Raw genomic sequence first — 26,977 nt, 5'->3', positions numbered from 1 at the left:
CCGGAAAGCGGGATTTTGCGGGAATTTATTGCGCTTAAGGCGGTGGAAGTTGTTGATGTTTGCGTAAGGCTAGATTGGGGCGCAATTGAGTTTTTGGAGATTCATTGAGTATGGCGGTGTTTTACAGGCCGCCTTCGCGAGCAGGCTCGCTCCCACAGGGGATCTTTGTTGTGAATAAGATCCAGTGTGGGAGCGAGCCTGCTCGCGAAGAGGCCGGTCGCCTCAACATATATTCAAGGTTGGAAAGCCCCAATGAAAATCGCCGGATCCACCCGCGCGTCATTCAGGCTGACGTTCCAGTGCATATGCGGCCCGGTTGCCCGGCCGGTTGCGCCGACTTTGCCGACCACCGCGCCGCGCGCCAGTTGCTGGCCGTTTTTCACATCGATCTTCGACATGTGGCAGAACATGCTGATAAAGCCCTGGCCATGGTCAACAAACACCGTGTTGCCGTTGAAGAAGTAATTGCCGATCAGAATCACCTTGCCCGCCGCCGGGGTCTTGATCGGCGTGCCCGCGGGCACTGCGAAATCGAGACCGGCATGAGGATTACGTTCTTCGCCATTGAAGAAACGGCGCACACCAAACTTGCTCGACAGCGGCCCGTTGACCGGTTTATCCAGCAGCAGATTGCTCGGCGTGTTCGGGCTGAAACTGCGGTAAGCCGCGATCTGTTCCGCCAGTTCACCCTCAATCCGCTTGAGGTTGTCGGCGTTCGGATTGACCTGCTGTTTGTTCTTCAGGGTGATGTGCTGTTCCGGGTATTTCTTACTGCCCACCGTATACGGCAAGTTGCGCCCGCCACTGCTGATCTGCTGCGCGCCGGGCTTGACCGTCAGCGGCACGCCAACGATCGCCAGCCAGTTATTCTGCTCCTTGACCACCAGCACCGGTTTGCCCTGATAAGTGGCTTTCGGCGCCTGCGCGGCAGTGCCCAGATCCACCACGGCGACGCCGCCCGGCACCGGTTTGTTCAGCAGCCGAGTGATGTAACTGTCAGCGTGGGCGTTGAAGGTCAGGCAGAGCAACAGCAGCGGAGCGAGAAAACGCGGCATGGATCAGTCCAGTAAAGAGAGGGTGACGGGCGTCAGGTGATTGTCCTCGACGCGCACTTGCAGTTCGCCTTCGCCGAGTTTGGCTTTCAGGCGCTGGCCGGTGTGGGTCTGCGCGGCGTTGCGGATCGCATGGCCACGCTCGTCGAGCAGGATGCTGTAACCGCGACCGAGGGTCGCCAATGGACTGACCACGTGCAGGGTCTGCATCTGACTGTGCAATTGCTGCCGACGCTGTTTCAAAGCATCGCGCATGGCCCGGGGCAGGCGTTCGGCAAGACTGTCGAGGCGCTGGCGAAGCATGGCCAGTTGGCGTCCCGGGTGTTGCCCGGCGAGGCGGGTTTCCAGACGGATCAGGCGTTCGCGGCGGGTATTGAGGCTGCGCTCGAAAGCGCGGCGCATGCGCATGTCCAGATCATCCAGACGCTGCGCCTGCTGGCGCAGACGTTCGCCGGGATGGCGCAACCGTCGCGCCATGCCTTCCAGACGCAGGCGATCACGCATCAAGCGGTCACGCATGCGCATCACCAGACGGCGGTGCAGGCTCTCGACCTGACGGATCAGATGCCTGGAATCCGGGGCGAGCAGTTCGGCGGCGGCCGAGGGTGTTGGTGCGCGAACGTCGGCGACAAAATCGCTGATCGAAACATCGGTTTCATGGCCGACGGCGCTGACGATCGGTGTGACACAGGCATCGACCGCGCGCGCCACCGCTTCCTCGTTGAAGCACCAGAGGTCCTCCAGCGAGCCGCCGCCACGGGCGAGGATCAGCGCGTCGAAGCCGCGGGCATCGGCCATTTTCAGCGCGCGGACAATCTGCGCGGTGGCTTCGCGGCCCTGCACGGCGGTTGGAATCAGGGTCAGTTGCACCTGCGGCGCTCGGCGGCGGAATACGCTGATGATGTCGCGAATTACCGCGCCGGTCGGCGAGCTGATGATGCCGATGCGCTTCGGATGCGCGGGCAGCGGCACTTTGCGTTCGGCACTGAACAGGCCTTCGGCGCTGAGCTTTTCCTTCAGCGCATCGAAGGCCAGACGCAGCGCGCCGTCACCGGCCGGCTCCACGGTGTCGAGGATCAGCTGATAGTCGCCACGGCCTTCGAACAGCGAAACCTTGCCACGCACCTTGACCGCCAGACCGTCCTTCAACGCTTGGCGCACGCGCGCGGCGTTCTGCCGGAACAACGCGCAACGCACTTGGGCGCCGCTGTCCTTGAGGGTGAAGTAGACGTGGCCGGACGCCGGACGCGCGAGGTTGGAGATCTCGCCTTCGACCCAGATGTTGCTGAACACATCTTCGAGCAACACCCGCGCGCGGCCGTTGAGCTGGCTGACGGTCAGGACTTCACGGTCCAGGCCGAGTCTTGCAAAGGGATCTTTAATCATGGGGCGCAGTTTAAAGGCATTCTTCTGCTCATTGCACGAACCCTGTACGAGCTGTCGAGTGCAACGAGGCTGCGAGCTTTTGATCTTGTTTTTTCAGGATCAAGATCAAAAGATCGCAGCCTTCGGCAGCTCCTACAGCGGAGTATTGGCGACTTAATAAGGAAATGAATTGATGAGCGTGATGGAACTGTTGGGGGCGTGGTCGTGGAGCGCGGGCGGTTGGGCGGTCATCGGGCTGGCCATCGCCTTGGCCTACATCGTATTCGGCATCGCCGGTTTCGGCACGGCGCTGGTCGCGGGGCCGATTCTGATCCTGTTCATGCCACTGTCGAAAATCGTGCCGCTACTGGTGTTGCTGGATTTCGTCGCCGCGTTCGGCAATCTGCTGCCCTCGCGGCGGGACGTGGCCAGGCCGGAGTTGCTCAGGCTGCTGCCGTGCATGGCGATCGGCTGCACGGTGGGGGTGATCTTCCTGCTGAATCTGAAATCCGATCTGTTGCTGCTGTTGATGGGGCTGTTTATCAGCGCCTATGCGGTTTACAGCCTGTGGGTGAAAGCGCGGCCGGCACAGTTGTCGGCGGCGTGGGCGGTGCCGATGGGCACGGTGGGCGGCTTGTTCGGCGCGTTGTTTGGCAGCGGCGGCTTTCTTTACGCGATCTATCTGAACAGCCGCCTGCCCAAGGACGCGGCGCGGGCCACCCAAAGTGCGTTGATCAGTTGCAGTACCGTGGTGCGCCTGAGCCTGTTTGTCATCGCCGGTGTGTATGCCGAGCTACCCTTGTTGATGCTGGCGCTGTGTCTGTTGCCGGCCATGGCGCTGGGCTTGTGGATCGGCCGGCGGCTGACCATGAGGTTGTCGCGAGAGGCGTTTGTGCGGCTGGTGACGTGGCTGGTGCTGGCCAGCGGCATCGCGTTGATCGTGCGCTATTTCAGCACTTGACCGGATTTCGTCAGGGATTAAGCTGCCGGCCGCAGTTCCTTGTGGGAGCGAGCCTGCTCGCGAATGCGGTGGGTCAGCAACAAAAATGCAGCCTGACACTGCGCTTTCGCGAGCAGGCTCGCTCCCACATTGGAAATCTTCAATATTGGCAGCAGGCTCCACCATGAACTCGCAAAGCATCATCGTCCCGAAAATCTCCACCCTGCCGGTGCACGAGCCCCGGGCGCGGGCGATCGTGCGCTGGCTGGTGCGCAAGAACATCATCGAAGAGCAGCTGACAACCTGCGGCCGCACCGGCAACCGTATGGCGCACGCCATCGCTGATGGTGCGCGCGCCGTGGTGCTGTACCCCGAAGCGCTGCCGTTCGGCGAGCCGATCAATGGCCTGGAGATCGTCACCAAGCGCTGTATCTACACCCCGGCCAAGGGCTTTCTCGAAGAGGCCGGTTGCGCCGAGTGCCGCCGCGAAGTGGGTGAGGCGCTGTTCGAAAGTCTTGAAGACTGGTTTCCAGGGCGCACCGACAATTTCACCTGCCCGGAATGCGGGCACGAGGACGACATCAACGGCTTCCTGTTTTTGCAGGAATGCGCGTTTTCCAACCTCGGCTTCATTTTCAACAATTGGCTGGAAGCGGGGTTCAAACAGAGCTTTATCGACGAGTTCGCCGATTGGCTCGATCAACCTGTAAGTTGGGTAAAGGTCGAGCTCTGACCCCTGTAGGAGCTGCCGAAGGCTGCGATCCTTTGACTTTGCTTTTCAAAGACAGGATCAAAAGATCGCAGCCTTCGGCAGCTCCTACAAAAAGCGGGCTTTTCCATCTATCAATTAGGCTGAGTTTTACATTGAACAGCAGGGGGTGTCTGACTATAATGGCGCGCTTCCATTTTCCCGCTCGGGAGCCCCCGCGATGCTGCGTATCAGCCAAGAAGCTCTGACATTCGACGACATTCTCCTAGTGCCCGGTTATTCCGAGGTGCTTCCCAACGAAGTCAGTCTCAAGACCCGTCTTACCCGTGGCATCGAACTGAATATTCCTCTGGTTTCTGCCGCCATGGACACCGTTACTGAAGCCCGTCTGGCAATCGCCATGGCTCAGGAAGGTGGCATCGGCATTATCCACAAGAACATGACCATCGAGCAGCAAGCTGCCGAAGTGCGCAAGGTCAAGAAGTTCGAAGCCGGTGTGGTCAAGGATCCCATCACCATCGAGGCCGATGCCACGGTGCGTGATCTGTTCGAACTGACCCGTCTGCACAACATTTCCGGCGTTCCGGTCCTGCACGATGGCGACCTGGTCGGCATCGTCACCTCCCGCGACGTACGTTTCGAAAACCGTCTGGAAGCCACTGTCCGCGAAGTGATGACGCCTAAAGAGCGTCTGGTCACGGTCAAGGAAGGCGCCGACAAGAACGACGTGCGTGAACTGCTGCACAAGCACCGCATCGAGCGCGTGCTGATCGTCGACGACAAATTCGCCCTCAAAGGCATGATGACCGTCAACGACATCGAAAAAGCCAAAGCCTACCCGCTGGCCAGCAAGGACGACCAAGGTCGTCTGCGCGTCGGCGCTGCGGTCGGCACCGGTAAAGACACCGGTGATCGCGTAACCGCACTGGTCAACGCCGGCGTGGACGTGGTGGTGGTCGATACCGCGCACGGTCACTCCAAAGGCGTGATCGACCGCGTACGCTGGGTCAAGGAGAACTTCCCTGAAGTGCAGGTGATCGGCGGCAACATCGCCACCGGCGCTGCCGCCAAGGCTCTGGCCGAAGCGGGCGCCGACGCAGTCAAGGTCGGTATCGGCCCTGGCTCGATCTGCACCACCCGTATCGTCGCTGGTGTCGGTGTACCGCAAATCAGTGCCATCGCCAACGTCGCCGCCGCCCTTGAAGGCACCGGCGTGCCGTTGATCGCCGACGGTGGTATCCGTTTCTCCGGTGACCTGTCCAAGGCCATCGTGGCCGGTGCGTCCTGCGTGATGATGGGCTCGATGTTCGCCGGTACCGAAGAGGCCCCGGGCGAGATCGAACTGTTCCAGGGTCGTTCGTACAAGGCTTATCGCGGCATGGGTTCGCTGGGCGCCATGTCCCAGGCCCAGGGCTCGTCCGACCGTTACTTCCAGGACTCCTCGGCAGGCGCCGAGAAACTGGTTCCGGAAGGCATCGAAGGCCGTGTGCCGTACAAAGGCACCCTGAGCGCGATCATTCACCAGTTGATGGGCGGTCTGCGTTCCTCGATGGGTTACACCGGCAGCGCCAACATCGAAGAAATGCGCACCAAGCCCGAGTTCGTGCGGATCACCGGTGCCGGCATGGCCGAGTCCCACGTTCACGACGTGCAGATCACCAAGGAAGCGCCGAACTACCGCGTAGGTTGAGGCTTCCAGCAAAACGTTAAATCACCGGGGCTGTTCATTCAGCCCCGAGTTGTTTCTGATTCACTACATGAGAATGAGTCATGGCCCTCGACATTCACGCTCACCGCATCCTGATCCTCGACTTCGGTTCGCAATACACCCAGCTGATTGCCCGCCGCGTGCGCGAGATCGGCGTGTACTGCGAACTGCACCCGTTCGACATGGACGAAGATGCGATCCGCGAATTCGCCCCTAAAGGCGTCATCCTCGCCGGCGGCCCCGAGTCCGTGCACGAAGCCAACAGCCCGCGCTGCCCGCAGGCGGTGTTCGATCTGGGCGTTCCGGTATTCGGCATCTGCTACGGCATGCAGACCATGGCCGAGCAACTGGGCGGCAAGGTTGAAGGTTCCGAACTGCGTGAGTTCGGTTACGCCCGCGTGGACGTGGTCGGCAAGAGCCGCCTGCTCGACGGCATCGAAGACCACATCGACGCCGACGGCCTGTTCGGCCTCGACGTGTGGATGAGCCACGGTGACAAAGTCACCAAGATGCCGGAAGACTTCCACATCCTCGCCAGTACCCCGAGCTGCCCGATCGCCGGTATGTTCAACGACGACCGCGCTTACTACGGCGTGCAGTTCCACCCGGAAGTGACCCACACCAAGCAGGGCGGGCGCATCCTCTCGCGTTTCGTGCTCGACATCTGCGGTTGTGAAGCCTTGTGGACGCCGTCGAAGATCGCTGAAGACGCCATCGCCAACATCCGCGCCCAGGTCGGCACCGACAACGTGCTGCTGGGCCTGTCCGGTGGCGTTGACTCCTCGGTGGTTGCCGCACTGCTGCACAAAGCCATCGGCGATCAACTGACCTGCGTCTTCGTCGACAACGGTCTGCTGCGTCTGCACGAAGGCGAGCAAGTGATGGCCATGTTCGCCGAGAACATGGGCGTCAAGGTGATCCGCGCCAACGCTGAGGAGCAGTTCCTCAACAACCTGGCCGGCGAAGCCGACCCGGAAAAGAAGCGCAAGATCATCGGTCGCACCTTCATCGACGTCTTCGATGCCCAGTCGAACAAACTGGAAAACATCAAATACCTCGCTCAGGGCACCATCTACCCGGACGTGATCGAGTCGGCTGGCGCGAAAAGCGGCAAGGCCCACGTAATCAAGTCGCACCACAACGTGGGCGGCCTGCCGGATGAGATGAACCTGAAACTGGTCGAGCCCCTGCGCGAACTGTTCAAGGACGAAGTCCGTCGTCTGGGGCTGGAACTGGGCCTGCCGTACGACATGGTCTACCGTCACCCGTTCCCGGGTCCGGGCCTGGGCGTGCGCATCCTCGGTGAAGTGAAGAAGGAATACGCCGACCTGCTGCGTCGCGCCGACCACATCTTCATCGAAGAACTGCGCAAAGCCGACTGGTACCACAAGGTCAGCCAGGCGTTCGTGGTGTTCCAGCCAGTCAAATCGGTCGGCGTGGTAGGCGACGGCCGTCGTTACGCCTGGGTCGTGGCCCTGCGTGCCGTGGAAACCATCGACTTCATGACCGCACGTTGGGCACACCTGCCTTACGAACTGCTGGAAACCGTCTCCGGCCGCATCATCAACGAAATCGAAGGCATCTCGCGCGTCACTTATGACGTATCGAGCAAGCCGCCGGCGACGATTGAGTGGGAATAATCCCGCTGCGGTTCGAGTAACGTAAAACCCTTGGCGTGAAGCCAAGGGTTTTTTCGTTTCAGGCCCCTGAAAACAGGTCAGGTGGGTAAACGACTTTGCAGGGTGAAGCCGAGTTCGATCAGGCGCTCCGCTACTGCGGCGATGTCGTGGAAATTCCTGCCGGTGATGCGAGGCATTGACAGGTCCCAGATATAAAACCGGCCCGCGGTTGTGCAATGCACCCTTGTTCGCACAATGTCGCTGTCGCTGTTGCGGCGAACCAGTGTGTATATGTCGGGTTCGGTCTTCTGAATCACGAACATGCCGTTACGATGCAGAAGCTTTTCCAGCGCTGCCGCATTCCATTGCGGCATGGGGCACTTGATCTGCAATCGCAGGTCAGCGAACAGAACGTCGAAATCGTTGCTGGTCATTGCCCAGTTGTAAAACGGACCGCGGGCGACTTCCACCCCCGGGTCAATGCTGATGTCTGCGGTCTCCTCGGGCCAGACTTCTTCAATGCGCAAACCGATGCCGCCCCTGAGTTCGCTTATGCCTGGCAGATCTCTGAACATGTTGATATTCGTTGCATCGACCAAGGCTACCCACTTCTTCGTTCTGTTGAGAAGCTTGTCACTCTCTATGATTGTTGTTGAGAGGCGAGTCTTGATCATCTGTTCTTCGATCGAAAGGAGCGGTCGTTTCAGCGTGTAGGTGTGCGCTGCATCGAGTCCGTGTACCCGGATGCCATTGGCTTGGGCAGTCTTGACCAATTCGAGAACGTTGAACCTGTTCTCGGGATCGGTACCCAGCCCGGACAGATAAGTTCGCAGGTCCTCTGACATGTCCCCCGACAGGAAGAACTGGTTGAGATCATTCTGGGCAAAATCGCTCAGCAGCCCACGCACATAAAGGGTTTGAATATGCCGCGCGAACGCTGGCATGTTTTCGATCATGAAGCGCATGCTGGCGATGCGATCAAGGGTTTCACCGACCGCCAGCCCATCGGTATTGGCAAAGATGCGATCAATCAGGTCATCGACCTGCATCTGGGGACTGATTTGCGGAATGTCCGGACGCTCGGGCAGGTTGATCCATTTCAACTCCCGGTGGAATTTTTCTGCCTTGTTCAGCAGAGCCCTGCGTTCTTCGCTGAAATGTTCCACGTACCGCTCGGTCGTTGATAAAAAGCGGCGTCGAGCGCCTGCTGACTCGGCCGATGCGCTGGGCAGGTTCATTGCCCATCTTCTCATTCCTGGCTTTTCCTTCTCTGAAACGCCTTTGAGCTTCGTAACCAGGCGCAGCGGACAGGGAACGCCTGGAAGCGGTTCGAGGCATCGCATTTCCACCGATGGCGTGCCCCCGGACGAGCTCACTTCAGTCTCCGGCGCACACGCCTTGCCCGCACACTGGCCACCACCCCGCAGCCGCAGCGCAGGCATACGCTCCCATTTGCCGGCGCTCCCAAAGCGAACCGGCAACGAATAGGCGAATTGATTGGGGCGCTCGGGATTGACGATTGCCCAGTTGCCACTGTCCTGAGAGTCGGCGAAGTAACGTACGTAGTAGGCCTGGCCATCCATTTCGATGGCGTAACCGGGCTCCTTGTCGAGACGGTAAATGCCTTCATATTTTCCCGGCGTCGCCTCTACTGAATGTTGCGCAAGCAACTCGTTGCATCGATAGCTGGCAGGAACCTCTGGAAAAATCGGACCGTGCCGTGTGGCAGTCATGGTCAAGAGCTCAGTGGCGGTAACGGATGTCGCTTCTTCGGGGATCTCGTTGGTCAACTCGCTGGTAGCTGCTTCCGTCCCGGTGACCGGTGGCGGATCCACGGGCGGCAATGATGGCGTGTCAGCCGAGGAAAGCTCGATCAGCCCGAGCATCTCTTCAGCCTCGGCATACTCGACCTGTGGGCCAACTTCCAGCTGCGCGCCAGTACCGATCAGGAACGGCACATTGAATACGGTTTCGATCGCGCTGAGCACTGCACCGATGACCCCGGCTCTACGCTCGGCTGCCGTAATGCCGTTGATCGCCTGATCGATGTTCAGCCCCATGTTCGCGATACCGGCGCCAATCAACGGCAAAGCCACCGGCCAGCCCACGGCCGCCATCGGGCCGAACACCTTCAGGCCGGCGCTCAGATACCCGGTCCAGAGTTTCTTGCGCAGGTCACTGTTGGATGTGAGCACCAGATGCGCCTCGGCAGCCATGCCCGCACGGGTCGACTCGCTTAACCAAGTGAAGGCGTCACCGCTGATCGCAACGTTGCTGCGGTTGATCATCCGATGATCGCTGTGGCCCCAGGTGCTCACCAAACGGTTCATCAGATCGGTGAGGTTCTCGGTGATGTGATTGCTGTCAGCCAGCGAGAAGTGCTTCAGAAACAAGGGGCGTTTCTGCTCTGAATTCATCTGATCGAGCAACCACCAGTGCAGATCCGCTGCAGTGTCCATCAGTCGAAAGGCCTGAGGTTCTCCCGGCAGGTAAAGGGTCTGCCGGCCACTGTCTTCGACCAGACGCAGGACGTTGGTGGCGACATGGCCGTCCAGATCAAGCGTGCGCACTTGCGCGCCGACCGGGTATGTGGCTCGCAACATTTGCAGGGTAATGGGCCAGGTAATCGGGCCGATCAGCGAGGTGACGATGCGTTGGAAGTCATTGCCGTCAACATCACCCTCTTGCAGCGCCTGCACGGCCTGACTGAGGAAGTTGCACTTGGCCAGGGCGCGGAAATCTTCCGACGAGGTTTGCCAGAATTTCGTCAACTGACCGGTGTAGCGCGTGCTGAAATCGACGGCCCAGAACGCCTTCAGCACGTCGCTGCCAAGCAGTCGCACTTCGTTGTCCTGATTGAAATTCTCCGCGTCCGGGCCATCCGAGTAGAAGCCACAGTAAAGGCCCAGCAAATCTGCGTTGTCTTGATCGGTTGCACGAAAGCGATGGATCACCAACTGCGTGAGGGTGAGCGTTTCATAAGGCTTTTCCAGCAAGTGTTCCCAACCGGTGAAGGTCAGCGTGCTGCTTTGCGCCGTTTTGAAACGATGGAAATAAACCTCGTCGGGATCAAGGCCGGATAGCCCTTTGTCCGTCAGCAGTTCGATCGCGACTTGCCGGGCCGCGTCGAGCAGGCTCGGGCAGGTCTGCACGATGCTGGTGGCGATGGCCTTGAGGGCGGTTTTGTCCGCTGCGTTCGGCAGCAGACGGCGTTCGGGAATGGTCATGCGGGTGTTCATCCTTGAGGCAAAGGTCGAGGATGACCGATGCGCTCAAGGGGAGGGTGTTACCCGGTTACTGCATGTTGGTTGTCCCGTTGAGGGGCAGCGAATGCAGACGCAGGTTTTCAAAGATATTCGGACCGAATCAGATCCGTATCGAACGGCGTCAGACCTTGTTCAGGTGCGAACACCCTCTGCGCCTGCTCTGCAGAGGGCACTCGTTCGCCTCGTGCCCGCACATGTAAATCGAAAAGCGTGTGCAGATCCGGCCTTGGTGTATGCACCAGGGCGCGCAGCATCAACGAAACTCCGCTGAGGTTGTTGTCGACGTTGTTCCAGCGGGGCGATGAAGTCAGCCCCAGATCGGCCCAGATCATGCGTCGCTCCTCCAGGTCCATCACGAATGGCAGGCAGATACTCGTGTCGGAGGCGATATCGATGCGGTCGACCACGGAGCGAGGCTCGAACACTTCCCCCGATGCAGTGTCGGCACGGGCCATCCAGCCCGCGAAGCATTCAGGAAGGTCGCAATATGGCTGCCAGGTAAACGAATTGAGGGACGTGACGACGTAGCGGACGCCCTTTTTGACGAGAACATCAAGGTCGAGGTCGATGAATTCGGAGGCGCCGTTGGGCGCGTCGACGATGTCGCCGCTGTGGTAACCGCCATAACCTTTGAGGTTGTAATAGGCGATCGCTTCCTTGAAGACGAAGTCGGTGTCGAAGAAGGCGGCGGACAAGTCGATGTCCGTGCGGTCACGACCATTCTTCCACCACAGGAACAGGCGAATGAATCGCGTGTCCGGCATTGGCAACCGACTGCCGCGTACCAGTGTTCGCAGCGACTTCGCTGCGGCGCGCTGTGCCAGTGGCACCCGGTATTCGCGCAACGCCGGATCGATGAAACAACGCCCCAGTGGTGGCAGCAACGTGAAACGCGCGATCAGGGCGTTCTCGCAAATCTGTGCGGCACGTGCCAATACCTGCGGTGCGATCGACTCTCGACGATCAGCAGTGCCGAAGACTTTCGCCAGTGCTCCTTTAGGTGTGAACGCCCGCAAGGGCAGGGGGCGCGGGGCATTTACCTGGGCCAGCAATTGCAGCAGCACAGGTGAGGACACTTGCGCCGCGACAGCCGCAAAGGCGTCGAGCACCGCGTCTGGTTCTGTGGCACGCCGTAACATCACGTCCAGACGGCGCGCGAATTCTCCGGGACGATCCTGCAGCACCGGCGTAAGCGCGGCGATCTGGCGTTGGGCAAGCATGGTTTCGACACGCGACCCGAACGAGGGCGGCGGATCGTTGCGTCGCGCTGCGGTGATGGCCGCGAATGCTCGCGGATACTTCTCAGCGTAATCGCCTGGATGCAGGACTTCGGCCAGTCGTTTCCAGCGTTCGGCCTGGCGCATCACATCTTCCGTAGCGTTGGGCGTGCGGTCGAGCAGGCGCAACAGCTTGCGCCGCATCGAGCGTTTCATTTTGCCAAAGCGCGTCTGCGCTGTTGCCAGCGACACGTCTCCACCATGCAGTGCGATCGCCACGCGCAGCACGTCCGTTGCCGTTTCGACATTTTGCTCAAGGAAGGCCTCAACCTGCGCATCGTCGTCGATATGCAGGATCAGTGCGCCGCCGACCAGCGCGCGAATCTCGCGGAACGGGATGGTATCGGGCAGCAGACGGAACACGTCGTTTCTGTAAGTTCGGATAAACCAAGTGACATCCGCGGCTTCCTCTTCGGACAGCGAGGTACGCGATGAGACCAGCGGCTCGAGCAATGCCTCGAACTCGCTGACACTTCCCGGTTCGATAACCCAATGGATGAAGTTGCCTTCAAGCATGGCTGGCCGAACCTGTTCGCTGGGTGGCAGGCGCCGAAGTGTGTGGTAGTGAATGACGGCGTTGAGATACAACTCCGCCTCTGTTGCTTCGAGGACTTGATTGGGGAAGTCAGGATAAAACGGTCGGTGATGTACATGAGCACCGCTGCGACGCCGCAGGACGCGAATGACTTCACGCAGCCAATTCTTGAGTTCTACCGCAGAGAGCAAGCCGATCTGCTCGATCAGCGACTCGGAAAGTACACATCGGAACGCCGCGACTTCTTTGACCGCTGATGCGATCTGCGCGCGTGTGGCTCCGCCAGAGCCGGCAGGGACGTGAAGTTTTGTACGGCGCCGCAGGAACAGCTCCTGATTCATCATGATTTCTTCCTTGGTCGCCGTTTCCAGTGAGCTGAAGCTCACCTGTGCAATCGATACGAAAACGCCTGCAATAAGCAGGCGCGGTGTGGAGAGCGGAACCCCTAGTTCATGGAGGATAGAAGGAAGGTGTTCCATAGCCACGGCGGCATACTACCGGAGGTCATAGCGGCTTGTCAGCCAACCACATATTTTGAAACGGGCTCGCTTGCCAGCGGCTATTACCGCCGCGCCACATCCGAAAAATAGAACTTGTCCAGCGTATGCCGCGATTCGGTGTATTCGAACTGGCGGCCGTCCTGCAGGAAGGTCTGGTTGCTGACCACGATGACATGGCTCTGGCCGTCGAGGTCCAGGTGTTGTTGGTCGTCCTTGCTGGACGGCACGGCTTCGATGGTGCGCTGAGCGTAGGCGATCTGCAGTTGCAGGGTCTGTTCGATGTGGGCGTAGATCGAATGTTCGGCGATGTCTGCTGACAGATCGGGGATGACGTCGCTGACGAAGTGGTTGATGTCGAGGATGACGCGTTTGCCGTCGATGCGCCGTACCCGCTTGATGCGGGTGATCGGGCTGCCGGGTTCGGCATTGATATGTTCAAGCAATGCACCTTCCAGCGGCACCTGACACATCTCGACCACTTCGGTGCTGACGTCGTTGCCCAGTCGCGGGTGGGTCTCCTGAAAACTGACAATGCCGCCGAGCTGGAATTCGATCGGGTTGGTCGACAGTACGAACGCGCCTTTGCCGTGAATCTTCTGAGCGAAACCGCGCTCCTGCAATTGGTCGATAGCCTTGCGCACCGTGCCACGGCTGGCCTGATAGGTGTCCATCAGTTCGGTTTCGGAAGGCAGCCGGGCGCCGCGCTCCAGGCGCTGGGTAGTGATGCTGGCAAGCAAATCGCTGTAGATCTGGTTGTATTTGCTCATGGCTGGACTCTGTGCCGACGGTGCTCAAAACCCCGAACCTTAAGGGCAGGGTAGGGGTTTGTCCATGCGGACGAAGGAAAACATCTTAGGTCAGAGTAGGAAGAATCCGCATTTTTCTGACGTTCATCCACGGATGCAAACTCGTACAGACGAGTTGTTGCATTAACTCGTACAGACGAGTATTTTTCGTTTCGGCGTGCTGCCAACAACAACAATCCACGACGGAAGAACAAGCATGAGCCATGACTACCCGAACATCGCCAAGGAGCTGCTGGAAAGCCTTGGTGGCCGTGACAACATCGAGCAGGCGGCGCATTGCGTGACGCGTTTGCGTCTGGCGCTGAAGAACCCCGCGCTGGTAAATGTGGCCGCCCTCAACGGCGTCGATCTGGTCAAGGGTTCGTTCTTCACCGGCGGGTTGTATCAGGTGGTCATCGGCCCGGGTGATGTTGAAAAGGTTTATGCCGAACTGCGCCAGCAGACTGGCCTGGCGGCGTCGACCATCGCCGACGTTAAACAGAAAAGCGCTGAGAAGATCAACGCCGTGCAGCGGTTGGTGCGGGTGTTTTCCGATGTGTTCATGCCGATCCTGCCGGCGCTGATCATTGCCGGCCTGTTGATGGGCATCAACAACCTGCTCGGCGCCAAGGGCATGTTCATCGAAGGCCAGACTCTGCTGGATGCCTATCCCAACCTCGACGGGTTGTGGAGCCTGATCAACCTGATGGCCAACACCTCGTTCGTGTTCCTGCCGGCGCTGGTGGGCTGGTCGGCGGCCAAGCGTTTCGGCGGCAGCGAAATCCTCGGCATCGTCCTCGGTCTGATGCTGGTGCACCCGGACCTGCTCAACGCCTGGAATTACGGCAAGGCGGTGGCCGGGCTGGATGGGCAGCAGCTGCCGTACTTCGACATCCTCGGCCTGTTCCAGGTGGAAAAGGTCGGTTATCAAGGGCAGATCCTGCCGATCCTGATGGCAGCCTATGTGATGAGCGTCATAGAGAAATGGTTGCGCGCGCGAGTGCCCAACGCCGTGCAGTTGCTGGTGGTGCCGATCACCACCATCGTTGTCACTGGCGTGCTGGCGCTGGCGATCATCGGCCCGGTGACCCGGCATATCGGCATCTATATCACCGAAGGGCTGGTGATGCTGTTCGATCTGGCGCCGTTGGTGGGCGGTCTGATTTTCGGCCTGCTTTATGCGCCCCTGGTGATCACCGGCATGCACCACATGTTCCTCGCCGTGGACCTGCAATTGATCTCGAGCCAGGGCGGCACTTTCATCTGGCCGATGATTGTCATGTCCAATCTGGCGCAGGGCAGTGCGGCACTGGCGGTGTTCTGGATGACGCGCAATGCGCGGGACAAGAGCATGGCTTCGACCTCGGCAATTTCTGCGTATTTCGGCATCACTGAGCCGGCGATGTTCGGCGTCAATTTGCGCTACAAATTTCCGTTTTACGCCGCGCTGGCCGGTTCGGCGCTGGGTTGCATGTTCCTCTCGCTGAACAAGATCCAGGCTTCGGCCATTGGCGTCGGTGGCCTGCCCGGTTTCATCTCGATCATTCCGCAGTTCATCCCGATGTTCGTCATCGGGATGCTGATCGCCATGCTCGTGCCGTTTGCCCTGACCTGCGTGCTGAGCATGAAGATTGTCCGTCCGGGTTACCGGGTCGCGTGAAGTCGAACTGCAGGAGCTGCCGGAGGCTCGGGCCGCGATCGGACGATCTTTTGATCCTGCCTTTCAAAATCGAAAGATCGCAGCCTCCGGCAGCTCCTACCGACATCGTAAAATTCAAGAGGAAAATCCGCCATGCAAGACTGGCAACGTTCGGTGATCTATCAGATCTACCCGAAGAGCTTTCACAGCCATGCGGGCAACGCCACTGGCGATCTGCTCGGCATCGTCGCCAAGCTCGATTACCTGCAATGGCTGGGGGTCGATTACCTGTGGGTCACGCCATTTCTGCGCTCGCCGCAGCGCGATAACGGCTACGACATCAGCGACTACTACGCGGTCGATCCTAGCTACGGCAGCATGGCCGACTGTGAGCTGCTGATTGCCGAAGCGGGCAAACGCGGGATCAAGCTGATGCTCGATATCGTGGTCAACCACACCTCGATCGAGCACGTCTGGTTCCAGCAGGCGCGCAGCAGCCTCGACAATCCTTACCGCGACTTCTATATCTGGCGCGACCAGCCGAACAACTGGGAATCCAAGTTCGGCGGTTCGGCCTGGGAATACGAAGCGCAGACCGGCCAGTATTACCTGCACCTGTTCGACCACACCCAGGCCGACCTCAATTGGGACAACCCCACAGTCCGCGACGAAGTGTTCAAGATGATGCGTTTCTGGCGCGACAAGGGTGTGGGTGGCTTTCGTCTGGACGTGATCAACCTGATCTCGAAACCGGCGGATTTCCCCGAGGACGACAGCGATGGTCGGCGCTTCTACACCGATGGGCCTAACGTGCATGCGTACTTGCAGGAGATGCACCGTGAAGTCTTCGAAGGGCATGAGCTGATCAACGTCGGCGAGATGTCCTCGACCCGCCTCGAACACTGCATCCGCTACTCCAATCCGCAGTCGAAAGAATTGTCGATGACCTTCAACTTTCATCACTTGAAGGTCGATTACCCGAACCTGCAGAAGTGGGTCCGCGCCGATTTCGACTTCCTCCAGCTCAAGCAGATTCTCTCCGACTGGCAGACCGGCATGCAGGCGGGCGGCGGCTGGAATGCGCTGTTCTGGTGTAACCACGATCAGCCTCGCGTGGTCTCGCGGTTCGGCAATGACGGCGAATACCGCGAGCTGTCGGCGAAGATGCTCGGCACCGCGTTGCATTTTCTACAGGGCACGCCCTTCGTTTATCAGGGCGAAGAATTAGGAATGACCAATCCGGGGTTCGAGAGCATCGAGCAATACCGTGATGTCGAGACCCTGAATATCTTTCGCCTCAAGCGTGAAGCCGGGGCAAGCGACCTCAACAACATGGCGGCGATCATGCAGAAGTCCCGCGACAACGGGCGCACGCCGATGCACTGGCACGCCGGGCACAACGCCGGTTTCACTCGCGGCGAACCGTGGATCGGCGTGCCGGCCAATGCCGCGCAGATCAACGTCGCGCATCAGTTGCACGACCCGGAATCGGTGCTGCATCACTATCGGCGCCTGATCGCTTTGCGCCGCACTGAAGCGTTGATCTCCGATGGCATCTATCGCCAGTTGTTGCCGGAGCATCCACAGGTCTGGGCGTACCTGCGCGAGGGGACGGGCGAACGCTTGTTAGTGGTGAACAACTTCTATGGCACTGCCTGTGAGGTCGAGCTACCGGCACTGATCGACGAAGCCCAGGAGCAGCGCCTGTTGATCAGCAACTACCCGGACTGCCCGCAACGCATGCGTTTGCTGCGGTTGCGACCTTACGAATCCTTCGTGCTGCACCTGACCGACCCCTGATTTTTTAACTGAATAACAGCCTTTGAAAAAACACGCAGAACGCTGCGCGGGGGATCTGTGCGCGCTGAATTCCTGCAACCACACAATAAAAACAACGGGTGGCATATATGAGAGCAACCATAAATTACAGTCTGGCAATCGCGGGGATTTGTCTGGCAATGCCCACGTCATCACATGCGCTGGAGTTCGGCGGCTATCTGCGCAGCGGGGTCGGTACATCGGTCAACAGCGGCAGCCAGTCGTGTTTCCAGTTGCCCGGCGCGCAGACCAAATATCGCCTCGGTAACGAGTGCGAGCAGTACGGTGAGCTCGAGCTGCGCCAGGATCTGTACACCCTCGACGACGGCTCGGTGCTGAGCGTCGACGGCATGGCCTCGCTGTATAACCGCTACGACCGCAGCCTGACGTTCAAGGAAGACAACGGCTCGATTCGTTTGCCTCAGGCTTACGCGCAATGGTCGGCGATGCCCGCGCTCAACGGTGGCTCACTGTGGGCCGGGCGGCGCTACTACAAACGTAACGACATCCATATTTCCGATTTCTATTACTGGAACCAGAGCGCCACCGGGGCAGGCATTGAAGACGTGTTGCTCGGTGGCCTGAAATACAGCTACGCCTTTTCACGCAAGGACAACCTTTACCAAAAGGATTACATCAACCGTCACGACTTCAACGTCGGCGGTTTCAACAGTAACCCGGGCGGTGAACTGGAGTTCGGCCTGAGTTACATCGACAAGCCCGACAGCCGCGATGCCCACCGTGGCTGGGCGATCACCACCCAGCATGTGCAGCAAGACTTTTTCGGTGGCAAGAACAAACTGGCGCTGCAATACGGCGAAGGGCCGGGCACCGGATTGGGCTATACCGGTAACGTCAGGCTCGATGACCGCAACAAGAGCTATCGCATCGTCGAGTTCTTCGACTGGCAACTGACGCCGCGTTTTGGCGGACAATTCCAGGCGGTGTATCAGAAAGATATTCGTCAGGGCGGCGCCGGCCAGAACTGGCTGTCACTCGGCGTGCGCCCGGCCTATGCGCTGAGCGAGCAGTTCAAACTGGTGACCGAACTGGGGCACGATCAGGTCGAGGCGGCGGACGGCACGCGCAAGCTGAGCAAGTTCACCTTCGCGCCGACCTGGTCACCCAAAGGCCCGGAATTCTGGGCGCGGCCCGAGGTGCGTCTGTATTACACCTATGCCAGCTGGAACCAGGCAGCCAAGCGTGCCGCCAACCTGTTGGCCAAAGGCTCGGCACTCTCCGACACGGGCACCTTCGGCAACGCGCGGCACGGCGCCAATGTCGGCTTGCAGGTTGAATACTGGTGGAAATAAGCAAAGCGGCTGCGACCGCTCATTCAATCAATACAAGCTCAGGTGATGTCATGGCCACACCCCAACAATTGCAGCTGCTGGCTCCTTTATCCGGCGTGCTGGTGGCGCTGGACCAGGTGCCCGACCCGGTGTTTGCCGGGCGGATCATCGGCGACGGTTTGTGCATCGACCCGACTTCGTCAACGCTCTGCGCACCGTTGGCCGGTGTGGTCAGCGATGTGCAGGCCAGCGGGCACGCGCTCACCATCACCAGTGACGCGGGTGTGCAGGTGTTGATGCATATCGGCCTGGACACGGTGAATCTCGCCGGCAAAGGTTTCACCCGTCGCGTTGACGCGGGGCAGCGGGTCGAAGCGGGGCAGGCGCTGATCGACTTCGATGCTGACTACATTGCCCTGCACGCGCGCAGTTTGTTGACCTTGATGCTGGTGGTCAGCGGCGAGCCGTTCGATTCACTCGTTGGCTCAACCGGGTTGGTCGAGGTGGGCCAGCCAGTGCTGGACGTCGTGATCGGTGCAGCCGCCAGCGAAAACACAGCGCCGGTGCCGGGTGATGCGGTGTTCTCGCAGCCGATCAACTTGCCCAATCCCAATGGCCTGCACGCGCGGCCGGCGGCAGTATTCGCCCAAGCGGCCAAAGCATTTTCAGCGGCCATCCATCTGCACAAGCTGCAAGCGCACGCCAACGGCAAATCCCTGGTGGCGATCATGGCGTTGCAGACGGCCCATGGCGACAGCGTGCAGGTCAGCGCCGAAGGTGAAGATGCCGTAGCCGCCGTCGAAGCGCTGGGCCGATTGCTGAGCGAAGGCTGCGGCGAAGCGGTGACAGCGCCCGCACCGGTCGAAGCCGATGCGGCAGAAATGCCGAACATCCTGCGCGGTGTCTGCGCCTCGCCCGGTTCGGCGTTGGGCCAAGTCATGCAGATCGTCGAAGCGTCGCTTCTGGTCAACGAGTTCGGCGCCGAGCCGCCAAATGAACTGGAGGCGTTGAGCCAGGCCCTGATCGAAGCCGACATGGCCCTGCAACATCTGCGCGACACCGCCAGCGGCCTAGCGCAGGCGGAGATCTTCAAGGCGCATCAGGAGCTGCTGGCCGACCCGAGCCTGCTGGATCAGGCCAGGGCGCTGATTGACGCGGGCAAAAGCGCAGCGTTTGCCTGGAAAACCAGCACCGATGCAACGGCGGCGATGTTTCGCTCGCTGGGCAATGCCTTGCTGGCTGAGCGCGCGGCGGATCTGGATGATGTCGGCCAGCGCGTGCTGAAGCTGATCCTCGGTGTCCACGAGCAGACGCTCGAGTTGCCGGACGACACCATTCTGATCGCCGATCGGTTGACCCCTTCACAGACTGCCGGGCTCGACACGCGCAAGGTGCTCGGGTTTGCCACCGTCAGCGGGGGCGCCACCAGCCATGTCGCGATCCTCGCGCGAGCCTGCGGTTTGCCGGCGATCTGCGGCATGCCCCTGCAAATGCTCGGGATCGACAACGGCACGCGGGTGCTGCTCGATGCCGACAAAGGCGAATTGCAGTTGCACCCGGACGCCGAGTCCATTGATCAATTGCGCACGCGGCATGCGCAACAGCGCCAGCGTCATCAGCAGGAACTGGCCCAGGCCAGCGAGGCGGCCTGTACCCGTGACGGTCAGCACATCGAAGTCACCGCCAACGTTGCCTCGCAGGGCGAAACCGCTCAGGCCATGGAGCTGGGCGCGAATGGCGTGGGGCTGCTACGTTCGGAATTTCTCTACCTGGGTCGCCAGCAAGCGCCAAGCCATGACGAACAGGTGGCCACTTACAGCGCCATCGCCCGCACCATCGGGCCGGCGCACAATCTGGTGGTGCGCACCCTCGATGTCGGTGGCGACAAACCGCTGGCATATGTGCCGATGGACAGCGAAACCAATCCTTTCCTCGGCCTGCGCGGCATTCGTCTGTGCCTTGAGCGACCGCAACTGTTGCGTGAGCAATTTCGCGCCGTGCTGGCCTGCTCGGAGCTGACGCGTCTGCACATCATGTTGCCGATGGTCAGCAATCTTGCCGAGCTGCGTTCGGCCAGGCAGATCCTCGAGCAGGAGGCGCGGGTGCTGGGACTGATGCACTTGCCGAAACTGGGGATCATGATCGAAGTGCCCGCCGCCGCGCTGATGGCCGATGTGCTGGCGCCGCACGTGGACTTTTTCTCCATCGGCACCAACGATCTGACCCAATACACTTTGGCCATGGATCGCGATCATGCGCGCCTGGCCAGCCAGGCGGACAGCTTTCACCCTGCGGTGCTGCGCCTGATTGCCATGACGGTGAAGGCGGCCCATGCCCACGGCAAATGGGTCGGCGTCTGCGGCGCCATGGCGTCTGAACGCCTTGCAGTGCCGTTGCTGCTGGGGCTGGGTGTGGATGAGCTTTCGGTAAGCGTGCCGTTGATTCCGGCGATCAAGTCGGCGGTGCGCGAGGTGAATCTGGCCGACTGTCGCATCATCGCCGAACAGGTCTCGAACCTGGAAAGCGCTGGCGATGTGCGCGAAGCCTTGCAGCGCTTTCATGAGGCCAACATCGCTGCCTCGCCGGTTATGGAGAATTGAACATGTTCGACAAATTGCAGCAGGCATTCTGGAAAGCACTGACGCCGGATCTGGTGCCGGAAGAGGTGAAAGCTGCCGCCGATGCGGTTGCCGGCCTGAGCGCCGAGATCGTGGCGGCGCTGGGGGGGGTAGATAACCTCAAGTCGCAGCAACCGCTGGCGCTGACCCGGGTGCGCGTGACGTTGCATGATGAGGCCCGTGTCGACCGTCAGGCCCTGAGTGTGGCCGGTGTGGCGGGCGTCATGCCGCTTGAGGGCGGCGTGCTGCACCTGATTACCGGGCTGCGCGCATAAGGGCCGACAAGACGTGCGGGCGCAGGTCGCCCTTACTGTTTCTCAACTGCGGGTGTATCGTATTCGCCTTTTTGCGGATCCCTCGGGGTCTGTCGCTGATACGTGAGGTAGTTGAGTTCATGTCCTTTACCCGTCGCCAAATCCTCGGTGGCCTGGCCGGTCTTGTTGTCGTTGGCGTGGGCGCGGGAGGCGCGTCGCGTTACTGGCTGGGCAAGATGGCCGACGCCGAGGCCGGCCACGATTATGAACTGATCGCCGCGCCGCTCGACGTCGAGCTGGTGCCGGGGCACAAGACCGAGGCCTGGGCGTTCGGCCCGTCGGCACCGGGCACCGAGTTGCGTGTACGCCAGGGTGAATGGCTGCGGGTGCGTTTCATCAATCACCTGCCGGTGGCGACCACCATCCACTGGCACGGCATCCGCCTGCCGCTGGAAATGGACGGCGTGCCTTATGTGTCGCAACTGCCGGTATTGCCGGGCGAATACTTCGACTACAAATTCCGCGTGCCGGACGCCGGCAGCTATTGGTATCACCCGCATGTCAGCAGCAGCGAGGAACTGGGGCGCGGGCTGGTCGGGCCGCTGATCATCGAAGAACGCGAGCCGACCGGCTTCAAGTACGAGAAAACCCTGAGCCTGAAGAACTGGCACATCGACGAGCAAGGCCAGTTCGTCGAATTCAGCATCCCCCGCGAAGCGGCCCGTGGCGGTACCGCCGGGCGCCTGTCGACGATCAATGGTGTGCCGCTGCCGGTGATTGATCTGCCGGCCGGGCAGATCACCCGGGTGCGTTTGCTCAATCTCGACAACACCCTGACCTATCGCATCAATATTCCTGGGGTCGAAGCGAAGATCTACGCGCTGGATGGCAACCCGGTCGAGCCTCGGCCATTGGGCAAGGAATACTGGCTCGGCCCCGGCATGCGCATTTGCCTGGCAATCAAGGCGCCGGCGGCCGGTGAAGAGTTGTCGCTGCGTAACGGCCCGGTGCGTCTGGGCACGCTACGTTCAGTCGCCAACACCGACGCGCCGACGGACTGGCCGAAAGCCCTGCCGGCCAACCCGGTGGCCGAGCCGGATCTGGCCAATGCGGAGAAACTCAACTTCAATTTCGAATGGGTCGGTTCGGTCTCGGTGAACACCGAAAACGGCAAGCCGCCGAGCCTCTGGCAGATCAACGGCAAAGCCTGGGACATCACCGACAAGACCTGTGCTGACCGACCGATCGCCAGCCTGAAACTGGGCCAGAGCTATATTTTCGAACTGAAGAACATGACCCAGTACCAGCACCCGATCCACCTGCACGGCATGAGCTTCAAGGTGATCGCGTCGAACCGGCACAAAGTCGTACCGTATTTCACCGACACTTATCTGCTGGGCAAGAACGAGCGTGCGCAAGTGGCGCTGGTGGCGGATAACCCGGGGGTGTGGATGTTCCACTGCCATGTCATCGACCACATGGAAACCGGCCTGATGGCCGCGATCGAGGTGAAGTGATGCGCCAGATCCGCCCGGCGGCGATCATCGACCGCAGCCGCGACCGCGACTTCATGCGCGAAGCCCTGACCCTCGCCGCACAGGGCGCCGCCCTCGGTGAGGTGCCGGTGGGCGCGGTGCTGGTGCAGGATGGCGCGATCATCGGTCGCGGCTTCAATTGCCCGATCAGCACCAGCGATCCGAGTGCCCATGCGGAAATGGTCGCGATCCGCGCCGCTGCGCAGGCAGTGGATAACTATCGCCTGCCGGGCAGTACGCTGTACGTGACGCTGGAACCGTGCAGCATGTGCGCCGGGTTGATCGTGCATTCGCGGGTGGCGCGGGTGGTGTATGGCGCGCTGGAACCCAAGGCGGGAATTGTGCAGAGCCAGGGGCAGTTTTTTACCCAGGGCTTTTTGAATCACCGGGTGTTGTATGAGGGCGGGGTGCTGGCTGAAGAATGTGGCGCGGTGCTGACCGAATTTTTCCGCGCCAGACGCACCAAAAGCCCCTCACCCTAACCCTCTCCCAGAGGGAGAGGGGACCGACCGAGTTGGATGGACCAAATCCGCCGACCTGAAATACCGAGTCGGACGCAAGTTTTGAATAGCTCAACAATCAGCTCCCTCTCCCTGGGGAGAGGGCTGGGGTGAGGGGTAGGCCCACCGCGGTCATGGGAAAATACGCTTACTTCCTGGCGACGATAACCGCCCGCATCGGCGCCGGCAGCCCTTCAATGGTTTTGCTGTGATCCTCCGGATCAAGAAAATCACTCAGCGACTGATACTTCATCCACTCAGTCCCGCGCTGTTCCTCCACTGTCGTGGTGCTGACATCCACGCAGCGAATATCGCTGAACCCGGCCCGACGCAGCCACAATTCCAGCGCCGGCACCGACGGCAAAAACCACACGTTGCGCATCTGCGCGTAGCGATCTTCCGGCACCAGCACCTGGTGCTTGTCGCCTTCGACCACCAGGGTTTCCAGCACCAGTTCCCCACCCTTGACCAGGCAATCCTTCAGAGCCAGCAAATGCTCGATCGGCGAGCGGCGGTGGTAGAACACGCCCATGGAAAACACCGTGTCGAAGCCTTCCAGATTCGGCGGCAGGTCTTCGAACGGGAACGGCAGGTGCCAGGCATTCGGCTCGGACAAGTAACGCTGCACCGCCTGGAACTGGCAGAAGAACAGCCAGTTCGGGTCGACACCGATCACGCTGTCGGCACCGGCGCCGAGCATGCGCCACATGTAGTAGCCATTGCCGCAGCCGACATCGAGGATGCGTTTGCCCTTCAGGTCGAGGTGCGGGGAGACGCGCGACCACTTCCAGTCCGAGCGCCATTCGGTGTCGACATGCACACCGAACAGGTCGAACGGCCCTTTGCGCCACGGCGAGAGGCCCATCAGCGCGGTGCGCATCTGTGCGCGAGTGTCGTCGTCGCAATCGGTGTCGAGTTTCAGGCCGTTGAGCAGGTCGACTTCGCTTGGCTGGATCTTCGGCAAGGCGTCCAGCGCACTTTGCCAGCGTTCCAGATCGCCGTGGCCTTTGTCCATTTTCTTGTCGAGTTGCGCTTGCAGGGTGTTGGCCCATTCGGCCAGCGGTGTACCGGCCAGACGGCGGGCGAGGGGGGACAGATCAATCATGGCAAGGCAATCAACGAGGCAAAGTTAAGACACTGGAACCACGGCACGACTTTCGAGAACCCGGCGGCCAGCAGGCGTTCGCGGTGTTCTTCGAGGCTGTCGGGCTTCATGACGTTTTCGATGGCGCTGCGCTTCTGGGCGATTTCCAGTTCGCTATAGCCGTTGGCGCGTTTGAACGCCACGTGCAAATCGGTGAGCAGCGCATGCTCTTGGGCATCGTTGAAGCGCAGCTTTTCCGAGAGAATCAGCGCGCCGCCGGGCAACAACGATTGGCGAACCCGCGAGAGCAACGCGGTGCGCTGGTCCGGGGCGATGAATTGCAGGGTGAAGTTCAGCGCGACTACGGAGGCGGGCTCAAATTGCAGCGCGAGGATATCGCCCTCAATTACCTCCACCGGCAGCAGTTCCTGAAACATCGAATCCTGACCGTTGAGGTATTCGCGACAGCGCTCGACCATCGCCGCCGAGTTATCCACAGCGATGACCCGGCAACCGTCGGTGCGCACATGACGGCGCAGGGCTTGAGTGACTGCGCCGAGCGACGAACCGAGGTCGTAGAGCACGCTGTTCGGCTGGGCGAACTGCGCCGCGAGCACGCCGAGGTTTTCGACAATGGTCGGGTACCCGGGCACCGAGCGCTTGATCATGTCCGGGAACACCCGCACCACGTCTTCATTGAAGGCGAAGTCAGGCACCTGGGCCAAGGGCTGGGCGAATAGGCGATCGGGTTCTTTGCTCACGGCGGCGTCCGGCGGTGTCGATGGAAAAGGCCGGCATTTTAGCCAAAGTGGGACGCGGATGCTTGGGTTGTCTGATAAAGCGCGGGGATATTGCTCTGCCAGGCAGCGCGTGCAGCGGATGGCGGGAAGGAGCAATGAATGACCAAGTCGAGGAGCGAGACTTGGTCATTCATCATCAGGGTGAATTACCGACTACGCATAAACACATTGAATTTTGCTTCACCAACGACTCGCAGAGTTTCGGTCCTATCGTCCTTGCCTTTAAAGTCAAAGTTCAAAATGTAGCTCAACTGTTCAGAGCTGTTTGCCACGACCTCAACGGAAACACTCCCGCTTTCAGGTTTGTAAGTGTAGAAAGTCAAGAAATCGTCATTGGCGCCAGACTCGAAATAATAGAGTTCTTGAAACGGGAACGCTGCGCCAGGGGTATAAGTGTCTGATTGAATATTGCGGGAAAAAACGAAGCTCATCCCTTTTTTTGAACTGCCAAAGCCGTTTTCATAGGCACGCCCAAGCAGTGCAATCGAATCGCTGTTGCTGTCCTGAGCGAATTCAAAGTTTTGAGTATAAAGCTCTACTCGGTTGGAAATTTTGGCCTTGAGATCGCAGTTGACGGAGATAAAAGGATCCAACTGATGTGCAGAAGTTTTCTTCTTGAAAAAGCTCATGGTGTTCTTCCTTGGTTAGATTGGTGATGAGTTAACCCAAGGAATACTAAGCAGGCAGGAATATACCGGCTACTGTCAGAACTGACAGGTTTTTATAACGTTTCGAGATACGTTGAGCAGTTTATGGTTATGAACTTTGGTTAAGTTTTTCATCGTTATTAAACGCCGAAGCGGCGATGCCCTACTGGTCCAGCCGGTAGCTGGACCAGGCTGATCCAGCGCCGATAGTCGCTGGGCGGCGCATCGTGCAGCCAGCCGAGCAGCGCCAGCAACGGCAATGGTATGACCAACAGGCACAGCAACGCCGCATGGGTGCTGACACCGTAGAGAAACGTCACCGCGCCCATCAGCGCCAGAATCAGCCAGCACACGATCAATTTACCGAAATGGCGCAGTCAAAGGTTTCCACTGGCAGCACTTCCGGTGCCCACGGTTGTTGCGAAGTCAGGCGCAAACGCCCGGTGCCGGCCGCGAAGGCCTGGAAGCGCCAGGTCGAAACCCCCGCTGCGCCCACCACGCCGGCATCTTCCGGATTGCTGTAAACCTCCGGGCTGAGCGCGCGCAACACGCCGCCAGCCGAATCCTGAATCGCCCAGCGGTAGCCGGTGGTCGGGTTGCTTGGCAGGCTGATGATCAGGTTTTGCCCGACATTGAGCCGTACGGGGCATTCGCTTTGTTTTTCCACGGTCACGTTGTGTTTCGGTTGCGTGGCGCAGGCGGCCAGCAAGGAAAGGGCGAGGGGGAGAAACAGGCGAATGGGGGACATGGGGTCAGCAGCTCCGGCGGTTACGACGAACGGCGAGCATAACTGAAGATGAGACAAAGTGTGACAGCCGGGTGCCGCGTTTACTGGACTAACGCCAAGCCCTCACCCTAGCCCTCTCCCAGAGGAAGAGGGGACTGACCGCGGGATATTGGCGAGGTATGCCGACCTGAGCGCGCGTCAGCGCATCCATAATCGCCTAGGTATTTCAGGTCGATGAATAGCGCAAGCCAACTCGGTCGGCTCCCTCTCCCTAGGGAGAGGGCTGGGGTGAGGGGCTACGGGCTAC

General features: G+C 60.1%; 20 protein-coding genes and 1 pseudogene. 11 read left to right on the top strand and 10 right to left on the bottom strand.

What is annotated here, in order from left to right:
- Window positions 1-233: 233 nt before the first annotated feature.
- Together PS14A_RS20100 and xseA are read right to left on the bottom strand one after the other, a co-directional pair.
- Window positions 234-1,055 (bottom strand): peptidoglycan DD-metalloendopeptidase family protein, encoded by an 822-nt coding sequence (locus tag PS14A_RS20100; RefSeq protein ID WP_212617070.1) that lies wholly within the window; start codon window positions 1,053-1,055, stop codon window positions 234-236.
- Window positions 1,056-1,058: 3 nt separating this feature from the next.
- Entirely contained in the window at window positions 1,059-2,438 is a 1,380-nt protein-coding gene (xseA, locus tag PS14A_RS20095) for an exodeoxyribonuclease VII large subunit (protein ID WP_212617069.1), read from the bottom strand.
- Between the two features lie 172 nt (window positions 2,439-2,610).
- Between xseA and PS14A_RS20090 the strand changes: the two genes are divergently transcribed.
- The 4 genes from PS14A_RS20090 to guaA all read left to right on the top strand — a co-directional run bounded on the left by PS14A_RS20090 (window position 2,611) and on the right by guaA (window position 7,414).
- Window positions 2,611-3,378: a sulfite exporter TauE/SafE family protein gene (locus PS14A_RS20090; RefSeq protein WP_137214096.1), complete on the top strand. Its 768-nt coding sequence runs from the start codon at window positions 2,611-2,613 to the stop codon at window positions 3,376-3,378.
- 163 nt (window positions 3,379-3,541) lie between these two features.
- Entirely contained in the window at window positions 3,542-4,090 is a 549-nt protein-coding gene (locus PS14A_RS20085) for a hypothetical protein (protein ID WP_016773342.1), read from the top strand.
- Between the two features lie 196 nt (window positions 4,091-4,286).
- Window positions 4,287-5,756 carry an IMP dehydrogenase gene (guaB, locus tag PS14A_RS20080; RefSeq protein WP_016773343.1) on the top strand — a complete coding sequence of 490 codons (1,470 nt, stop codon included), beginning with the start codon at window positions 4,287-4,289 and terminating at the stop codon, window positions 5,754-5,756.
- A gap of 80 nt (window positions 5,757-5,836) precedes the next feature.
- Window positions 5,837-7,414: a glutamine-hydrolyzing GMP synthase gene (guaA, locus tag PS14A_RS20075; RefSeq protein ID WP_212617068.1), complete on the top strand. Its 1,578-nt coding sequence runs from the start codon at window positions 5,837-5,839 to the stop codon at window positions 7,412-7,414.
- 77 nt (window positions 7,415-7,491) lie between these two features.
- Here guaA and PS14A_RS20070 read toward each other — a convergent pair whose 3' ends face one another.
- The 3 genes from PS14A_RS20070 to treR form a co-directional block, all read right to left on the bottom strand.
- Entirely contained in the window at window positions 7,492-10,620 is a 3,129-nt protein-coding gene (locus PS14A_RS20070) for a membrane-targeted effector domain-containing toxin (RefSeq protein ID WP_137214095.1), read from the bottom strand.
- 119 nt (window positions 10,621-10,739) lie between these two features.
- The gene (locus tag PS14A_RS20065; protein ID WP_249121375.1) at window positions 10,740-12,950 is read right to left on the bottom strand and encodes a TerD family protein; all 2,211 of its coding nucleotides are present in this window, start codon (window positions 12,948-12,950) and stop codon (window positions 10,740-10,742) included.
- Between the two features lie 83 nt (window positions 12,951-13,033).
- Window positions 13,034-13,738: a trehalose operon repressor gene (gene treR / locus PS14A_RS20060; protein ID WP_016773346.1), complete on the bottom strand. Its 705-nt coding sequence runs from the start codon at window positions 13,736-13,738 to the stop codon at window positions 13,034-13,036.
- Between the two features lie 235 nt (window positions 13,739-13,973).
- On the opposite strand from treR, the gene treP reads away from it, so the two are divergent.
- From treP to tadA, 7 genes are all read left to right on the top strand, one after another.
- A complete protein-coding gene (treP, locus tag PS14A_RS20055; protein ID WP_212617067.1) occupies window positions 13,974-15,416 on the top strand; it encodes a PTS system trehalose-specific EIIBC component in 1,443 nt (480 codons plus the stop codon).
- Window positions 15,417-15,548: 132 nt separating this feature from the next.
- Window positions 15,549-17,195 (top strand): alpha,alpha-phosphotrehalase, encoded by a 1,647-nt coding sequence (gene treC, locus PS14A_RS20050; RefSeq protein WP_212617065.1) that lies wholly within the window; start codon window positions 15,549-15,551, stop codon window positions 17,193-17,195.
- 107 nt (window positions 17,196-17,302) lie between these two features.
- On the top strand, window positions 17,303-18,526 hold the full coding sequence (locus tag PS14A_RS20045) for a carbohydrate porin (RefSeq protein ID WP_212617064.1): 1,224 nt from the start codon (window positions 17,303-17,305) through the stop codon (window positions 18,524-18,526).
- Between the two features lie 50 nt (window positions 18,527-18,576).
- Window positions 18,577-21,105 carry a phosphoenolpyruvate--protein phosphotransferase gene (gene ptsP, locus PS14A_RS20040; protein WP_212617063.1) on the top strand — a complete coding sequence of 843 codons (2,529 nt, stop codon included), beginning with the start codon at window positions 18,577-18,579 and terminating at the stop codon, window positions 21,103-21,105.
- Between the two features lie 2 nt (window positions 21,106-21,107).
- Complete coding sequence (locus PS14A_RS20035) at window positions 21,108-21,398, top strand: PTS transporter subunit EIIB (protein ID WP_212617062.1); 291 nt, start codon at window positions 21,108-21,110, stop codon at window positions 21,396-21,398.
- A gap of 119 nt (window positions 21,399-21,517) precedes the next feature.
- Window positions 21,518-22,894 carry a multicopper oxidase family protein gene (locus PS14A_RS20030; protein WP_071173477.1) on the top strand — a complete coding sequence of 459 codons (1,377 nt, stop codon included), beginning with the start codon at window positions 21,518-21,520 and terminating at the stop codon, window positions 22,892-22,894.
- The gene (gene tadA / locus PS14A_RS20025) at window positions 22,894-23,394 is read left to right on the top strand and encodes a tRNA adenosine(34) deaminase TadA (protein ID WP_016773353.1); all 501 of its coding nucleotides are present in this window, start codon (window positions 22,894-22,896) and stop codon (window positions 23,392-23,394) included. The genes PS14A_RS20030 and tadA overlap by 1 nt, the downstream gene beginning before the upstream one ends.
- Window positions 23,395-23,560: 166 nt before the next feature.
- Here the strand turns inward: tadA and cmoB are convergent, their stop codons facing one another.
- The 5 genes and pseudogenes from cmoB to PS14A_RS20000 all read right to left on the bottom strand — a co-directional run bounded on the left by cmoB (window position 23,561) and on the right by PS14A_RS20000 (window position 26,691).
- Window positions 23,561-24,517 (bottom strand): tRNA 5-methoxyuridine(34)/uridine 5-oxyacetic acid(34) synthase CmoB, encoded by a 957-nt coding sequence (gene cmoB / locus PS14A_RS20020; protein WP_095181720.1) that lies wholly within the window; start codon window positions 24,515-24,517, stop codon window positions 23,561-23,563.
- Entirely contained in the window at window positions 24,514-25,257 is a 744-nt protein-coding gene (gene cmoA / locus PS14A_RS20015; protein WP_212617061.1) for a carboxy-S-adenosyl-L-methionine synthase CmoA, read from the bottom strand. Before cmoA ends, cmoB begins: the two co-directional genes overlap by 4 nt.
- Window positions 25,258-25,442: 185 nt before the next feature.
- The gene (locus PS14A_RS20010; RefSeq protein WP_130910397.1) at window positions 25,443-25,925 is read right to left on the bottom strand and encodes a hypothetical protein; all 483 of its coding nucleotides are present in this window, start codon (window positions 25,923-25,925) and stop codon (window positions 25,443-25,445) included.
- Between the two features lie 206 nt (window positions 25,926-26,131).
- A pseudogene (locus PS14A_RS20005) lies at window positions 26,132-26,296 on the bottom strand (lysoplasmalogenase); the annotation flags it as partial.
- 2 nt (window positions 26,297-26,298) lie between these two features.
- Complete coding sequence (locus PS14A_RS20000; RefSeq protein ID WP_056790115.1) at window positions 26,299-26,691, bottom strand: protease inhibitor I42 family protein; 393 nt, start codon at window positions 26,689-26,691, stop codon at window positions 26,299-26,301.
- Between the last annotated feature and the right edge of the window lie 286 nt (window positions 26,692-26,977).

The sequence above is a fragment of the Pseudomonas sp. 14A genome (assembly GCF_018132745.1).
Taxonomy (GTDB): Bacteria; Pseudomonadota; Gammaproteobacteria; order Pseudomonadales; family Pseudomonadaceae; genus Aquipseudomonas; species Aquipseudomonas mercuritolerans.
Note: the sequence above shows the minus strand (reverse complement) of the source record. Positions and strands in the feature narration are given on the sequence as shown.

Coding starts and splice junctions, on each gene's coding strand:
- PS14A_RS20010 (WP_130910397.1), bottom strand. CDS start 25,925: ATGAGCTTTTTCAAGAAGAAAACTTCTGCACATCAGTTGGATCCTTTT.
- PS14A_RS20065 (WP_249121375.1), bottom strand. CDS start 12,950: ATGGAACACCTTCCTTCTATCCTCCATGAACTAGGGGTTCCGCTCTCC.
- PS14A_RS20100 (WP_212617070.1), bottom strand. CDS start 1,055: ATGCCGCGTTTTCTCGCTCCGCTGCTGTTGCTCTGCCTGACCTTCAAC.
- PS14A_RS20045 (WP_212617064.1), top strand. CDS start 17,303: ATGAGAGCAACCATAAATTACAGTCTGGCAATCGCGGGGATTTGTCTG.
- ptsP (WP_212617063.1), top strand. CDS start 18,577: ATGGCCACACCCCAACAATTGCAGCTGCTGGCTCCTTTATCCGGCGTG.
- cmoB (WP_095181720.1), bottom strand. CDS start 24,517: ATGATTGATCTGTCCCCCCTCGCCCGCCGTCTGGCCGGTACACCGCTG.
- PS14A_RS20070 (WP_137214095.1), bottom strand. CDS start 10,620: ATGACCATTCCCGAACGCCGTCTGCTGCCGAACGCAGCGGACAAAACC.
- PS14A_RS20035 (WP_212617062.1), top strand. CDS start 21,108: ATGTTCGACAAATTGCAGCAGGCATTCTGGAAAGCACTGACGCCGGAT.
- guaB (WP_016773343.1), top strand. CDS start 4,287: ATGCTGCGTATCAGCCAAGAAGCTCTGACATTCGACGACATTCTCCTA.
- treC (WP_212617065.1), top strand. CDS start 15,549: ATGCAAGACTGGCAACGTTCGGTGATCTATCAGATCTACCCGAAGAGC.
- PS14A_RS20030 (WP_071173477.1), top strand. CDS start 21,518: ATGTCCTTTACCCGTCGCCAAATCCTCGGTGGCCTGGCCGGTCTTGTT.
- PS14A_RS20085 (WP_016773342.1), top strand. CDS start 3,542: ATGAACTCGCAAAGCATCATCGTCCCGAAAATCTCCACCCTGCCGGTG.
- guaA (WP_212617068.1), top strand. CDS start 5,837: ATGGCCCTCGACATTCACGCTCACCGCATCCTGATCCTCGACTTCGGT.
- xseA (WP_212617069.1), bottom strand. CDS start 2,438: ATGATTAAAGATCCCTTTGCAAGACTCGGCCTGGACCGTGAAGTCCTG.
- treR (WP_016773346.1), bottom strand. CDS start 13,738: ATGAGCAAATACAACCAGATCTACAGCGATTTGCTTGCCAGCATCACT.
- PS14A_RS20090 (WP_137214096.1), top strand. CDS start 2,611: ATGAGCGTGATGGAACTGTTGGGGGCGTGGTCGTGGAGCGCGGGCGGT.
- PS14A_RS20000 (WP_056790115.1), bottom strand. CDS start 26,691: ATGTCCCCCATTCGCCTGTTTCTCCCCCTCGCCCTTTCCTTGCTGGCC.
- treP (WP_212617067.1), top strand. CDS start 13,974: ATGAGCCATGACTACCCGAACATCGCCAAGGAGCTGCTGGAAAGCCTT.
- tadA (WP_016773353.1), top strand. CDS start 22,894: ATGCGCCAGATCCGCCCGGCGGCGATCATCGACCGCAGCCGCGACCGC.